The sequence below is a fragment of the Streptosporangium sp. 'caverna' genome (assembly GCF_003203775.1).
Classification (GTDB): Bacteria; Actinomycetota; Actinomycetes; order Streptosporangiales; family Streptosporangiaceae; genus Streptosporangium; species Streptosporangium subroseum.
The window spans coordinates 2,359,204-2,372,457 of record NZ_CP029711.1; the positions used below are offsets into that span (position 1 = coordinate 2,359,204).

Sequence of the window (13,254 nt, forward strand, 5' to 3'; positions counted from 1 at the left end):
GTACGTCCTTGCTCCGCTCGTGGCGCTCCACGTTGGACTGCTCCTGGCCGGCAGCAAGATGGCCGCTGTCAGTCGTCGATGGCTTGATAGGCGCAGGTCCAGAAGTCGCGGAACACAGCAGGTGGCATCGGGGACGTCATGTGCCGCTGAGTCAGCAGGATCCCGATCAGCTCCTCAGCCGGATCGGTGTAGACGGAGGTCCCCGTGCCGCCGTTCCAGCCGAACCGTCCGGGGACGGCGGACAGGTCGTTCCGCCGAGTGACGACGTTGACCCCGAGTCCCCAGCCACTCCCACCCCCGAAGAACACGGCGTTCTCCGCCTTCTGCTCCTCGGTGAGCTGGTCGGTGGTCATCAGCTCGACCGACGGCCTGGACAGGATGCGTTGCCCGCCGTACCGGCCCTTGTTCAGCATCATTATGCAGAAGGCCAGCAGATCGTCGGCGGTCGAGACCAGTCCGCCACCCGCGGACGGGAAGGCGGGCGGCCGTCCCCACAGACTCTGGCGGGGATCGTCGTCGAGCACGAGCGCTCCCGTCCCGGAATCGGGCCGGTAGGCGGCGGGCAGCCGGTCCAGCTTGTCGGCGGGGACGTGGAATCCGGTGTCCTTCATGCCGAGCGGTTCGAAGAGGCGCTCCTTCAGAAGCTCCTCCAACGGCCGCCCGGTGGCCCGGGCCATGAGCACCCCCAGGACGTCGGAACCGGTGTGGTACATCCACTTCTCTCCCGGCTGGTGGACCAGGGGCAGATCGCCGAGCCGCTTCATCCACTCATCGGGCTCGATCGGTCCGACCCGCGGGCCGGGGGTCAGTCCGGCCTCGTCCAGCGCCCGCTGAATCGGATACTCCCCGGGCTGCGCCATCACCATTCCAGTGCCCATCCGGAACGTCAGCAGATCGCGCAGGGTGATCGGCCGATGCGCCGGAACCGTGTCGTCGAGGGGGCCGCTTGGCCGCCTCAGAACCTTGCGGTCGGCCAGCTCGGGCAGCAGTTCGTCCACCGGGTCGTCCAGTCGCAGCCGGCACTCCTCAATGAGGATCATCGCTGCCGCTGCCGTGACCTGCTTGGTGACCGAGGCGATGCGAAAGATCGCGTCGCAACGCATCGGCCCGCCGCCGCCGTCGGCCTCCATGCTGCCGACCACCTCCACGTGCACTTCACCGCGCCGGGCCACCAGGGCGACCAGACCCGGCAGGTCACCGCGTGCGACATGCCCGGTCAGCACCTCGCGCATCTTTGCGAGCCGTACCGTCGACAGACCTGAAGCGCTCATCCCTGCTCCTCCGCGTTGCCGCCTCCCGACCAACAGACCCCACCGTACGGCGGCGCTGGATGCATCGGGCCTCAGCCATCTCAGCGCACTGTCAGCCGGGTGCCATCATCTACGAACTCGGTCGGTCTGACATCGGATCGCCCCGTAAGTTCCGCCCGGTACGGCCGGCCCGATCACCGTCATACTCCGGTTGCGTTGTGGTCGGGAGTCACAACCTCGCGCGCACGCAGGCCCGGGTGATCGACATTCCAGCCGATCACCCGGCGAGGGCGGCGAGTCGTGGCGGGGTCAGAACGTCACCAACGGGTCTCCGACGAAGTCGGCGATGAAGTTGACGAAGAAGAACCCGAAGAACAGGAAGTTCAGCACCAGGATCACGTAGTGCCACCAGCGGGGACGGGCGGGCCGGGGCAGCTTGGCGTTGAGGTACATCAGCATGAACGGGTAGATCAGCGCGCCCAGGTTGGACATGTTGGCCGACCACTGGACCAGGCTGATCGGAACCGCCAGGTGCAGCACGATCGCGATGACCACCAGCAGGCCGAACATGAACGGGTAGTAGAACCTCCGGGGGTCGCCCTCGATGAGCACCCGGAGCCGGGGGCTGGTGGCGTGGGCGGCGTCGGTCACCACCCGGACCATCCCTTCGAAGATGCCCAGCTGGGTGGAGAAGAGGATCAGCACCCCCAGGATCAGCGCACCGACGAACATGGCCTGACCGTATTCGTCGCCCAGGGCGCTCGCCACGAACGTCGGCACGTTCGCCTGGGTGGGCCTCTGGCCGGACAGCTCGACGGCCCTGGCCATCAGTATGGTCGGCAGCAGCATGCCGAGGATGGCCCCGACGAAGAAGACGCCCCACATGTCCACCAGCAGCAGGCGGTACCAGCGGCGCCAGCGACCGGCGTTGACGGGATCGTCGGGGAAGGTCACGCCGCTGTCCAGGAGCTCGCTTTTCGGCCCGCGCAGCCCAGCGATGAAGCCGGTGCGGTAGCCCATGCCGTAGCCCTTGTCACGGTAGTGGCCCATGACGTACCAGTTCAATCCGGAGGCGAGGGCGGTGAACCCGGCCAGCCCGCCGAGCTGGGTCGCGGTGATCCCGGCCGGCGGCGCGGCGGGGGTGACGAAGCCGCGGATCGCGTCCCACCAGATCTCGAACGGCACGACGAAGATGTCGATGAGCAGCAGCGCGACCAGGATCGCGCCGACCATGCCCCAGTTGGCGAGCTCCAGGGTCCGGCTGATCTTGCGGGCGGCGGCGGTGATGGCGAAGACGAGCAGGAGCAGGCCTATCGCCCACAGCCGCGGCTCCTCGGCGCCGGCCGGCGCGACCTCGCCGTGCACGAGGGCGTAGACGCCCTGCCCCGCGGAGGCGGCCCAGCCTCCGGCGATGAAGGCGAAGATGATGATGAAGGCCGACAGTGGCACCCAGAGCGCGAAGCCGGGCGGCACGCGCCCCCAGCCCACCACCGGTGACTCGCCGGTGGCGAGGACATAGCGGGAGCACTCGACGTTGTAGAAGGTCTGCAAGATGGCCGAGACCAGGATGACCCAGCCCACCCCGACGAATCCGTACTGGCCGACGGCCTGTGGCCCCAGCAGCCACTCGCCGCTGCCGATGGAGATGCCGAGCGCGATGAGGCTCGGGCCGACGGCATATTTGAACAGCTCTTTCGTACCGAGCCGAGAGACTCCGAAGACCTCCTCGGGCTCGGGTAGATCCGCGATGGCGAGATCCGGACGGCTGACTCCGAGCGGATGGGACCGGGTGACTTCAGTCATGGCGATCCTTCAGGGTGGGGGGACTCCCTTGCTTCGACACTGATCCTCCGAGCGCACATCGACAAGGCCCAACGTGTGAATACCGCTTCACGGACGGCAGGGTGCGGGTGCGGTGACGCACCGGGCGGTGGCGGCCGCCGCCCGGGTGTCGGTGGCGGCCACGAGCCGAGCCCGCGACGACCTCCACCCGCTCTTGCAGGCCGGCGGCCCGCATTGTGGGACGAGAGGCGAAGATGTTGCGGGCAGGTCGAGTATGTTTCTCTCTCGCTGGGATGCGCGGAAAGTCCCTTGTGGGATGCCTTGATCTGCGCGGTGGTGGTCGTCAGCCCACTGCCGTGACGCCGAGCACGGCGCCGGCCGTCGCGTGGGAAACAGCGGCCTGCGGAGCCCACGGTGTCGGGTGGGGAGCGGGTTCAACCTGCTCGTTCGAGATGACCGTCGCCCAACCGACGTGTCGCCGCAGTCGGTTACCGCAGGTCGCGTCGGGTGTCAGGCCGGACTGTTCCCCGTGCCTGTCACCCGAAGCGCCGCATCAGGCCAGGTTGCCGGCCGGGATCCGGGTCGGAGCGAACCACCCTTGAATCCAGTTCGGGTAGGCGATCGGCGACCGGCTGACCTCGTCGAGTTCGGCGAGATCCTGCTCGGTGAGGGTCAGGTCGCCGGCGGCGATGTTGTCCGTGAGCTGTTCCAGCTTGCGAGCGCCGACGATGACGCTGGTGACGGCGCGCTGGGCGAGCAACCAGGCGATGGCGACCCGGGCGGGGCTCACCTCGTGCCGCTCGGCGACGGCCCGCAGCACGTCGAGCACCCTGAAGCCCTTCTCCTCCTCGAACGGGACGAAGTCGAAGCCGTTCTGGGCTCGGCGGGAGTCTTGTTCGGTGGTCACCCCGCCGCGGTCGAACTTGCCCGTGAGGAATCCGCCGACAAGCGGTTGCCACACCGTCAGGCTCAGTCCCGCGTCCTCGGCCATGGGTACCAGGTCACGCTCGGCGTCGCGTGACAACAGCGAGTAGTGGATCTGATTGGCGACGAACTTCGCCTGGTCGTGCAGCGCGGAGACGCCCAACGCCTTGCTGATCTGCCAGGCGGAAAGGTTGGAACAGCCGATGTAGCGGACCTTTCCCTGCCGTACCGCGTCGTCGAGCGCGCTCAGCGTCTCCTCGATCGGCGTTATGTGGTCGTAGTTGTGGATCTGATAGAGGTCGATGTAATCGGTCTTCAGCCGGCGCAGGCTGTCCTCCAGGGCCCGCATCACGTGCAGACGGGAAAGCCCCTGGTCGTTGGGCCCCGGTCCGACCGGAGCGATCAGCTTGGTGGCGAGCAGCACGTCCCGCCGGTGCTGCCCGATCGCCCGGCCGAGCAACTCCTCGCTCTCGCCGTCGGCGTAGACGTCGGCGGTGTCGATGAAGTTGATTCCGGCGTCGAGTGCCGTGCCGACGAGCCGATCCACTTCCTCCTGCCCGAGTGCCCCATGGGTGCGGTACACCGGGTGCTCCTTGCCACCGAACGTCATCGTGCCCAGGGAGATCTCGGAGACCCAGACCCCGGTACGTCCCAGCAGACGATATTTCACCAGTTATTCCTTCCTGTAGATCCGCCCGGTTCACCGGCAGGCGACTGGGCGTCTCATGTATTTTCGATCACTATGTCCGGACACCGTGTCCGGAAATGACCGTACACGATGTCCGGATGAGGCGTAGTGCGACGTTCGCCGCCGAGCGGCGACCCTAGGATCAGGGCATGCCTTCGATTACTCGACGACGCACCGCGAAGGTCGGCCGGCCCACCACGGCCGAGGCGGAGATCCTGGCCGCGACGGAGCGTCTCCTGATCAACGGCGCGAATTTCACCGAGCTCGGCGTGCAACAAATCTCCACCGAGGCCGGCGTCGCCCGCTCGACCTTCTACAGCCACTTCCGCGACAAGGTCGACCTGCTCGTGCGCCTGGCCACCGAACTCATGACCTCCTCCTTCGACGTCACCTCGGCATGGGAGCCATCAGAGGGTGTCGAACGTCTTGCGGACGCCTTCCTGCAAGTGGTGCGGGTCTACCGGAAACACGCCGCCGTACGGCGGGCGATCGCCGAGGTCGCCACCTACGACGCGACCATGCGTGACTTCTGGAGCGAAGAACTCAACCGGTTCACGGACTGGACGATTGCGATGCTCCGCGCCGAGCAGGACGCGGGCCGCATCCCTGCCGACCTCGATCCGGTGAGCGCTACCCGGGTGATCGTCATGGGCGGCGAACGGGCCCTTGTCGACCAGGTCACCGCCGGGGATCCCGGCAGCGACGCCGCGTTCGCCCGCGAGCTGGCACTGATCTGGTGGTACGGCGTCTACCGCCGCCTGGCGGACCACGGTAAGTAAGCGCTTCAGATGTGGGTTGGTCCGGGTTGAGGAACAGCGGAACGGCCGTAGTCGGAGTCGTCGGTGATCCGCAGGCGTCGTCCTCGTCGTTGCAGACGATCACGGTCAGGACGGAGCCGAAGCCGCCGCTGGGCCACCCACAGCGTTCAGCCCTGTCTTGCCCTCGATCACACCGTGCTCTAGCCTGGGCCGCATGACCACGTGACCAGATTTCAAATCTGGTCACGGAGTCGGGACCTCGAAGGGGGCTGGAAGATGGCGCGGTTTTCCGCACGCTCGGCCGACGCCGAGCGCGACCTGCGGGCCGATCGGATTCTGAACGCGGCCCGTGAGCTGCTGGTGTCGTGGGGATACCGGCGGATCACCATCGATGAGGTCGCCCGGCGCGCGGGCGTCGGCAAGGGCACCGTCTACCTACACTTCAGCACGAAAGAGCAGCTGTTCATGACGGTGATGACAGCCTCGCACCTTCGGATGGTCGAGCTCTTCCTGCGCGACCTCGACGAGGATCCCGCGGCGCTCCTGCTCAGCAGGATGGCCAGGTCGGTCTACACGCGGGCGCAGGAGGACCCCGTTGTCCGTGCGATCTTCACCGGCGATACCGACACCCTCGGTTCGCTCATCCAGGTCGTATCGACGGCCCCCGGGGATCTGGCCGAAGAGCGCGAGCGCGCCATGGACGAGTATTTCGAGCTCCTGCGCGAGCGCGGCGTGCTGCGCGCGGACTCATCCGTTCAGGACCAGCGTCACGCGTTCGTCGCGATCCTGATCGGCTTCCTGACCATGGAGCCGGCCGCCAAGAGCACAGCGGGGGACATGCTCACCCAGGTCGTGCGCCTGGCCTTCGAGGTCTCCGACGACCCCGAGCGGCTGAACACGCTGGTCCCGCACATCCGCGGTGTCCTCCGGCGCATGGTCGACCGCCTGCACGACGAGATCCGCAGCAACATGAACATCTGACCACGACAGAAGGGGTCACCATGGACACCGTCAACTTCATGGACGAGGAACTGATCCGCGACCCGTTCACCGCCTTCTCGCGGATCCGGGAACAGGGCCCGCTCGCCCGCTGCGCCATTCCCGGTGTCGAGCAGCCGGTGTGGCTCGTCACCCGGTACGACGACGTCAAGATGGTGCTGAACGACCCGCGGTTCGTCAACGACCCGGCGAACGTGCCGGGCGCGGGCGCGGACAACATGGCGGCGCAGATGCTCCAGGCGCGCGGGGTGCCTCCCGAGTACAACAAGTATCTGCTGGAGAGCATCCTCGCCTTCGATGGCGTGGACCACCTGCGGCTGCGCAGGCTCGTCTCGCGCACGTTCACCGCGCGCAGGGTCCTGGAGCTGCGGCCACGGGTGGAGGAGATCACCGAGAAGCTGCTCGACCGGCTTCCGGAAGCAGCCGAGAACGGGGTCGTCGACCTGCTGGAGCACTTCGCCTACCCGCTGCCGATCATCGTGATCTGCGAGCTGGTCGGCGTTCCGGAGGAGGACCACCCGCTGTGGCGGGAATGGAGCAGGACCCTGGTCTCGTCGTACGGCCCGAGCTTCGCCGAGGCCGTGCGCGACATGGTCGCCTACATCCAGGAGCTGATCGAGCGGCGCCGCGCCGAGCTCACGGGCGACCTGATCAGCGGGCTGATCCAGGCTCAGGACGAGGATGGTGACCGCCTCAGCGACACCGAGATGGTCACCATGATCATGACGGTGGTCGTCGCCGGGCACGAGACCACCGCCCATCTGATCGGCAACGGAACCGCCGCACTGCTCACCCACCCCGATCAGCTCGCCCTGCTGCTGTCGGATCCCGCCCTCGCCCCCCGCGCCGTCCACGAACTGCTGCGCTGGTGCGGCCCCGCTCTGGCGGTGCGCATGCGCTACGCCACGGAGGACGTCGAGGTCGGCGGCGAGAAGGTACGCAGGGGAGAGGCGGTCATGCCGTCCCTGGTCGCGGCCAACTACGACCCGCGTATGTTCGGCGACCCGCGGCGGCTCGACATCACCCGGGTGCCCGACGGCCGTCGTGAGACCCACGTCGCCTTCTCTCACGGAATGCACTACTGCCTCGGCGCGGCCCTGGCCCGCCAGGAGAGCGAGGTGGCCTTCGAGGCGCTGCTGCGCCGCTTCCCCGGACTCTCTCTGGCCGTCGACGGCGACGACCTCGAGCGCGACCTGAACCCGGGCGCCTGGCGCCTCAAGGCGCTGCCCGTGAAGCTCTGAACGGTCCGGCGCCGGAGCGGATCAGCGGTGAACGGTCTCGCCCGTGAGCGCTTCGGACTCGGTAGGCCCCGGGCCTTCGTCAGCCGCTTCGCGGCGGTCGCGGTCCGCTCCCGGGGAGCGCGTGGCTCGATGCCGGTGCCCTTGACCGCCTTGGCGAACTCGGCGTCGAACCGCTCCTGCCGGGCGCGCGGCCGAGTTTCTCCGGTCCGCAAGCGAGACGGTTTCATCTGCGGGCCCGAGGGCGACGTTCCTCCTCGGCATCGCCGCTCTTCGCGGTTGTCAGAATCGCGCTCGCGACAACCTCGAAGAGGTGATCGGCGCGTGGCGCGAGCGAGGGTTGATCGCCGAGCCAAGCGAGCATGGCTATCAGCGCAAACAAATCGGCGCCATCGATATCGCTCCGCGCCATGCCCGCGATCTGGGCGCGGGTGAGGAGCCGCGCACCGGCCGCGCGCAGGGTGACGCACGAAGCGTGAAGCGCGGATTCGGTGTCCTCGATGGCGGCTGCCATCAGCACGGTCACGCCCCGATACTCGGTTGTCCAGGCGACGCAGTCGCGTAGCCACGAAACGAGAGCGTTTTCGGGCGAACTCGACGTCTCGAGCTCGCCTGCCTTTGCCGTCAGTTCGTCGAAGCTCGTGCGGAGCAGGGCATCGAGCAGCGCCTCGCGCGTCGGGAAATGCCGCAGCAGCGTCGCGAGCCCGACATCGGCCCTGCGCGCGATGTCGCGCAGTGACACGTCGACGCCATGCTCGGTGACGGCGGTGCCCGCTACCGCGAGCAGGTGGTCGCGGTTCTTCCTGGCATCGGCCCGCATCTGTCCCTCTCGCCTATCCGGATCAGTGGTCCATTTGACTATCCGGATCAGTGGTCCATATATTCGGACCAGTGATCCGTTTATGTGGAGCGCTGATCCGAATAAGCCTATCCCGCAGCGCGAGCAGGAGAAAACGATGCCGACACACACGATGAGGGCAGTCCGGCTCCATGAGCACGGCGGCCCTGAAGTTCTGCGTTACGACGAGGTGCCGATTCCCGAGCCGGGGCCGGGTGAGGTGCTCGTTCGCGTCCACGCGGCCGGCATCAACCCTCCGGACTGGTACCTGCGCGGCGGGATGACCACGATGCCCGGGGAGACGGAATCGACGGTCAGCCTGCCGACGATTCCGGGGACGGACGTGTCGGGCGTCGTCGCGGCCGTCGCCGCGGACGTGGACGGCCTCGCCGTAGGTGATGAAGTCTTCGGTCTTCTGCGTTTTCCCAGCTTCAACGGCAGCGCATACGCCGAGTACGTGGCCGCGCCCGCCTCGGACCTCGCACGCAAGCCGGCCGGCATCGACCACGTGCACGCCGCCGGGGCGCCCATGGCCGGGCTCACCGCGTGGCAGTTCCTGATCGAGCTCGGACACGGTCACCCCTCGCCCTTCCAAGAGGTACGGCATCGCCCGACAGCACTCGACGCCGACACGACGGTGCTCATCAACGGCGCCGCGGGCGGCGTGGGGCACTTCGCGCTACAACTGGCGAAGTGGAAGGGTGCACGTGTCATCGCGGTGGCATCGGGCGCGCATGAATCGTTCCTGAGCGAGCTCGGCGCCGACCGGTTCATCGACTACACCAAGAGCCGTCCCGAGGAACTCGTGCACGACATCGACCTCGTTCTCGACACCGTCGGCGGCCCCGACAGCAGCCGCTTCCTGCGCACGCTCAAGCGCGGCGGCGCCCAGTTCCCCGTGCTCCCCGGGGACTTCGACGAAGAAGAGACCGCGAAGCTGGGCGTCACGGTCTCGAGCGCCCAGGTCCGCTCGAACGGCGCGCAGCTCGCTGAACTGGGACGCCTGCTCGACTCAAGCACGGTCCGCGTCGCGATCGACAGCACGTTTGCGCTCGCGGATGCCCGAGCAGCGCACGAACGCGCCGCCCGAGGGCACATCCAGGGCAAGATCGTACTCACGGTCGCTTAGAAACGAGCCGTTTCACCGACGCGTCCGGCGCTCGTCCGCGGGGCACCGGCGGCCATCGAGACGCCGACGCGGAGAGCTTGGGGCGCGTCCGGCGACCAGGCGGCCACGATGCTCGCAGCGGCGAACCGATCCGTGCGGTCGGCTCGGTTCGCCGCAGGAGATTGCCGAGACGGTCGCATTCCCGATGCCGGCGGAGTCGCGTACATCACCGGCTGGCACATCACCGTCGCCGGCGGCAGCGGTCCGGCGTTCTGGCGGTGGAGCGGTCGGTCGCAAGGCGGTGCACCGCTCATGTCACGCCCTCCGCCCTCCCAGCGCACACCAGGTGCCTGCCGTCGCTGTGCGCGCCCGATCTTTCACCCGACAACCGAACACGAGCGAGGTTTGGTATGACGACAATTGCGGCTTTCGGCTGGGGAAGCAGCCACCTCAACACAACGCCGGCGGGAGAGGTGAATCTCGACCCTGCAGAGCGGCTCGCCGTCCAGCAGACGCTGGCACGCTACGCCTTCGCCCTGGATCACGGAGATCTGGTGACGTTGGAGGGAGTCCTGACCGAGGACGCCACCTGGACGGCCTCGATCGCCGGTGAGGTCGAGCAGGGCCCATTCATCGGACGCATAGCGATTCTCGACCTGGTACGAGAGGCAACGGAAGCACAAACCGATCAGCGAAGGCACAACCTGGTCAACATGGTCTTCCGCCGTGCGGACGCCGACACTGCAACGGTGTGGACCAACCTGATGCTGACGTCGAACGCGGGCGGGAGCACGACCGTGATCGCGACCGGCTTCTACACGTTCACTCTGCAGCACGCCGAAGGCGAGTGGCGTATCGCGAAGGTGTTCGTCGGTCTGGACAACGCCGCGTGAAGCTCAGCGACTACCGAGGTATCGGTTCAGGGCGACTGTGATGTCGCTGGTGGGTGTATCCCAGCGCTATGCGGTACCGGGGCCGAGGAACAACGGGACAGTGATGTGCCCCGCGTTTTCCAGACAGCTGTTTGAGGTCTGATCCACGCTGAGCTCGGAGGGGTCGTCGAGTTCGTCGTGGCCCTTGGGCGCCGGCCTTCCCCAACGGCTCCCAACGGAATGACGCGCGCGAACGTGACTCTGGCCTGCCGGCCGCATCGAGAGCAGGACTCGATACATGTGGCGGTCGGCCAGATCAGGCCGGGCCGGCTCCGGATACTTGATATCGAAGCACTTCAGTGTTGCGGATCATCGCCGTCTGAGTGCCGACGGACTCGTCTCGCTCGCCCGGAGCCGCCGCTCATATCCCCAGTCGGACGAAGGGGTGTTGCCGAGCCTGTTCGACGCCGGATCCACTTGACGAGGGTTGGGAGGTGGCGAATGGGCAATTCGTCCCAAACTTCGTATCGAGGATGTTTGGGCATCTGGGGAACGTGAGTGAACGCAGGAATTCTTTACTTCGGAACGTATTCCGAAGTACCATGCAGCATGGTTACACCGACGGTTCCTTTCTCTGATCTGTCGAAGCACTCCAAGCGTGTCGCCGAGACCCTTGATCGGGTTCATCGAGTGCACGTCAAGCGCCGCGACGGAGAAGACCTGTTCATCTCCACGGCGCGGCATGATCGGCAACGGGAGGAAACCGCGGACGTCGCGGCCCGGATGGTCGCCGCGCTCCTCGCCAGCGACGAGGGAGTCCGGGCCATCCTGCACGCCTTGCCCTCAGTCTTTCCGTGGGTCCGTCACCTTTCGTTGGACGAGACGCAGGAGTTCGTCCAAGAACTGGTCGAGGCCACGCGAGACGCGGTCGATCTGGACGTCCACGCCACCCTGCATCGGGTCATCGTCGAATGGCGTGCCACCGCCCGAATCCTGGCCGACCCCGCGTTGACCGCACAGCTCACCCGTGCGCTGCCCGATGAGGATCACGGCGAGGTGGTCGTGCTGTGAGTCCCAAGCGTGGCGACGCCGTGGCCCCGCCACCAATCGGGGACGAGTGGCACCTGCGATTTGCCACAAGTGAGGCGGCCAAGGGATGGGTTGATCTGTGCTCCGAGGCCGTGGGCAACACTCGGCGCTGCTTTGAGGCGTTGCGTGACGCCCCACTGTCGCAAGAAGATCCCGACCGGCAGCACCGGTTGCGCGGACGCCTTGCCACCGGGACACTGGGCGGTCGCGAGTATCCGCAGTGGGAGTACGAGGTCACCGCAGGCGGCCGAGTGCGTTACCTCGTCGACGAGGCTCGGCGAACCGTCCATCTCGTCTATGCCTCCACCCGCCATCCCAAGGACACCGACGGCTGAACCCGACCCCCGCACCGACGCCACCCAGTGTTTCCAGCGGGTTGAGACCGGCTTACGACGGGTGTGGTGCCCGCCCCCGAGCCGGAGCGGGAGAGAGCGTGTTCGTCGGCGGTCTTCCGGTTGTCGTGTGGGACGACGGGATCGCCTGGGCAGTAACGCCTGGCAGTCGAGACGATGCGAATCTCTTCATGGCTGTGGGGGGCGACTCACCGTGCGCGCGGCTGGGAAGAATGAAGGCCGATTCGTCCAAGCCGTGGCCTACGCCATCGCGCACAATATGGGCGGGAGGTGCGCATGACGAGCAACGACGAGACGACCGCGGCGACCGGTGGCGCTGAGCTGGACGGGCCCACCGCATGGCGGACCCTGACTCCGCTGATGGACCTGGTGACCCCGATGGCGCTCCGGGTGGCCGTGACCCTGCGGCTGCCCGATCTGATGGACGAGGACGGCTCGGACCTCGACGACCTGGCCGTCCGGGCCGGCGCGGACCCGGACGCGTTGGGCCGGCTGCTACGCCATCTGGTCAGCCGCGACGTGTTCGTCGAGCCCCGGCCCGGCACGTTCGCGGTGAACGGGACGGCCGCCCTGCTGCGCCGGGACCACCCGTCCGCGGTGTGGCGGTGGCTGGACCTGGACGGGTTCGGCGGCCGGATGGACCTGGCCTTCACCGGTCTGGCGGACACGGTACGGACCGGGCAGCCGGCCTGGCCGGCGGTGTTCGGCGCACCGTTCTGGCATTACCTCGACGCCAACCCCGAGCTGAGCGCGTCCTTCGACGCGACGATGGCGGCCAACGCCGCGTACCGCGAGCTGGCGGAGGGCTACGACTGGTCGGCGCTGACCCAGGTGGCCGACGTCGGCGGCGGCACCGGGGCGCTGCTGGCCGAGCTGCTGCTGCGCCACGACGGCCTGCGCGGTGTGCTGATCGACCTGCCGGACACCGCGTCACGCGCGCAGCGATACCTGGCCGGGCGCGGGCTGGCGGACCGGTTCGAGACGGTCGGGCGGAGCTTCTTCGACGAACTGCCCGGCGGCGCCGACGCGTACGTGCTCAACCGGGTGCTGCACGATTGGACCGACGCCGAGGCGACCGCCATCCTGCGCCGCTGCGCCACCGCGGCGGGCGGGCAAGGCCGGGTGCTGATCCTTGAGTCGCTCGGTGCCCTGGAAGCCGATCCGGCCATGTTCGCGGAGATGAACCTGCGGATGCTGGTCCTGAGCGGCGGCCGCGAACGGACCATCGACGACTACCGGGCGCTGGCCGCAGCCGCAGGGCTGCGGGTCGTCGCCGTGCACGACATCCCGGCGCGGCACACCGTCGTCGAGTGCGTCCCGGTCACCGTCGACACCTGACGACCCTTTTCCCGTCT

The 13,254-nt window shown here is 67.7% G+C and carries 12 protein-coding genes; 8 read left to right on the forward strand and 4 right to left on the reverse strand.

Going from position 1 to position 13,254, the window contains the following annotated elements:
* Window positions 1-68: 68 nt before the first annotated feature.
* The 3 genes from DKM19_RS10355 to DKM19_RS10365 all read right to left on the reverse strand — a co-directional run bounded on the left by DKM19_RS10355 (window position 69) and on the right by DKM19_RS10365 (window position 4,626).
* On the reverse strand, window positions 69-1,271 hold the full coding sequence (locus tag DKM19_RS10355) for a serine hydrolase (RefSeq protein ID WP_110695509.1): 1,203 nt from the start codon (window positions 1,269-1,271) through the stop codon (window positions 69-71).
* A 288-nt stretch (window positions 1,272-1,559) separates the two neighbouring features.
* Entirely contained in the window at window positions 1,560-3,053 is a 1,494-nt protein-coding gene (locus DKM19_RS10360) for an Nramp family divalent metal transporter (protein WP_110695510.1), read from the reverse strand.
* Between the two features lie 532 nt (window positions 3,054-3,585).
* Window positions 3,586-4,626, reverse strand: a complete 1,041-nt coding sequence (locus tag DKM19_RS10365; protein WP_110695511.1) for an aldo/keto reductase — start codon at window positions 4,624-4,626, stop codon at window positions 3,586-3,588.
* Window positions 4,627-4,793: 167 nt separating this feature from the next.
* On the opposite strand from DKM19_RS10365, the gene DKM19_RS10370 reads away from it, so the two are divergent.
* From DKM19_RS10370 to DKM19_RS10380, 3 genes are all read left to right on the forward strand, one after another.
* Window positions 4,794-5,423, forward strand: a complete 630-nt coding sequence (locus DKM19_RS10370; RefSeq protein WP_110695512.1) for a TetR/AcrR family transcriptional regulator — start codon at window positions 4,794-4,796, stop codon at window positions 5,421-5,423.
* A 255-nt stretch (window positions 5,424-5,678) separates the two neighbouring features.
* A complete protein-coding gene (locus DKM19_RS10375; protein ID WP_110695513.1) occupies window positions 5,679-6,383 on the forward strand; it encodes a TetR/AcrR family transcriptional regulator in 705 nt (234 codons plus the stop codon).
* A 20-nt stretch (window positions 6,384-6,403) separates the two neighbouring features.
* A complete protein-coding gene (locus DKM19_RS10380) occupies window positions 6,404-7,642 on the forward strand; it encodes a cytochrome P450 (protein ID WP_204358741.1) in 1,239 nt (412 codons plus the stop codon).
* Window positions 7,643-7,865: 223 nt separating this feature from the next.
* Here the strand turns inward: DKM19_RS10380 and DKM19_RS10385 are convergent, their stop codons facing one another.
* Entirely contained in the window at window positions 7,866-8,459 is a 594-nt protein-coding gene (locus tag DKM19_RS10385; protein WP_110695514.1) for a TetR/AcrR family transcriptional regulator, read from the reverse strand.
* Window positions 8,460-8,595: 136 nt separating this feature from the next.
* Between DKM19_RS10385 and DKM19_RS10390 the strand changes: the two genes are divergently transcribed.
* From DKM19_RS10390 to DKM19_RS10410, 5 genes are all read left to right on the forward strand, one after another.
* Window positions 8,596-9,606 carry an NADP-dependent oxidoreductase gene (locus DKM19_RS10390; RefSeq protein ID WP_204358742.1) on the forward strand — a complete coding sequence of 337 codons (1,011 nt, stop codon included), beginning with the start codon at window positions 8,596-8,598 and terminating at the stop codon, window positions 9,604-9,606.
* A gap of 389 nt (window positions 9,607-9,995) precedes the next feature.
* Window positions 9,996-10,478 (forward strand): nuclear transport factor 2 family protein, encoded by a 483-nt coding sequence (locus DKM19_RS10395; protein WP_110695515.1) that lies wholly within the window; start codon window positions 9,996-9,998, stop codon window positions 10,476-10,478.
* A 537-nt stretch (window positions 10,479-11,015) separates the two neighbouring features.
* The gene (locus DKM19_RS10400; protein ID WP_204358743.1) at window positions 11,016-11,528 is read left to right on the forward strand and encodes a hypothetical protein; all 513 of its coding nucleotides are present in this window, start codon (window positions 11,016-11,018) and stop codon (window positions 11,526-11,528) included.
* Window positions 11,525-11,881, forward strand: coding sequence for a hypothetical protein (locus DKM19_RS10405; protein ID WP_089205285.1), 357 nt, complete (start codon window positions 11,525-11,527; stop codon window positions 11,879-11,881). Before DKM19_RS10400 ends, DKM19_RS10405 begins: the two co-directional genes overlap by 4 nt.
* Before the next feature lie 294 nt (window positions 11,882-12,175).
* On the forward strand, window positions 12,176-13,237 hold the full coding sequence (locus DKM19_RS10410; RefSeq protein ID WP_110695517.1) for a methyltransferase: 1,062 nt from the start codon (window positions 12,176-12,178) through the stop codon (window positions 13,235-13,237).
* The last annotated feature ends 17 nt before the right edge of the window (window positions 13,238-13,254 follow it).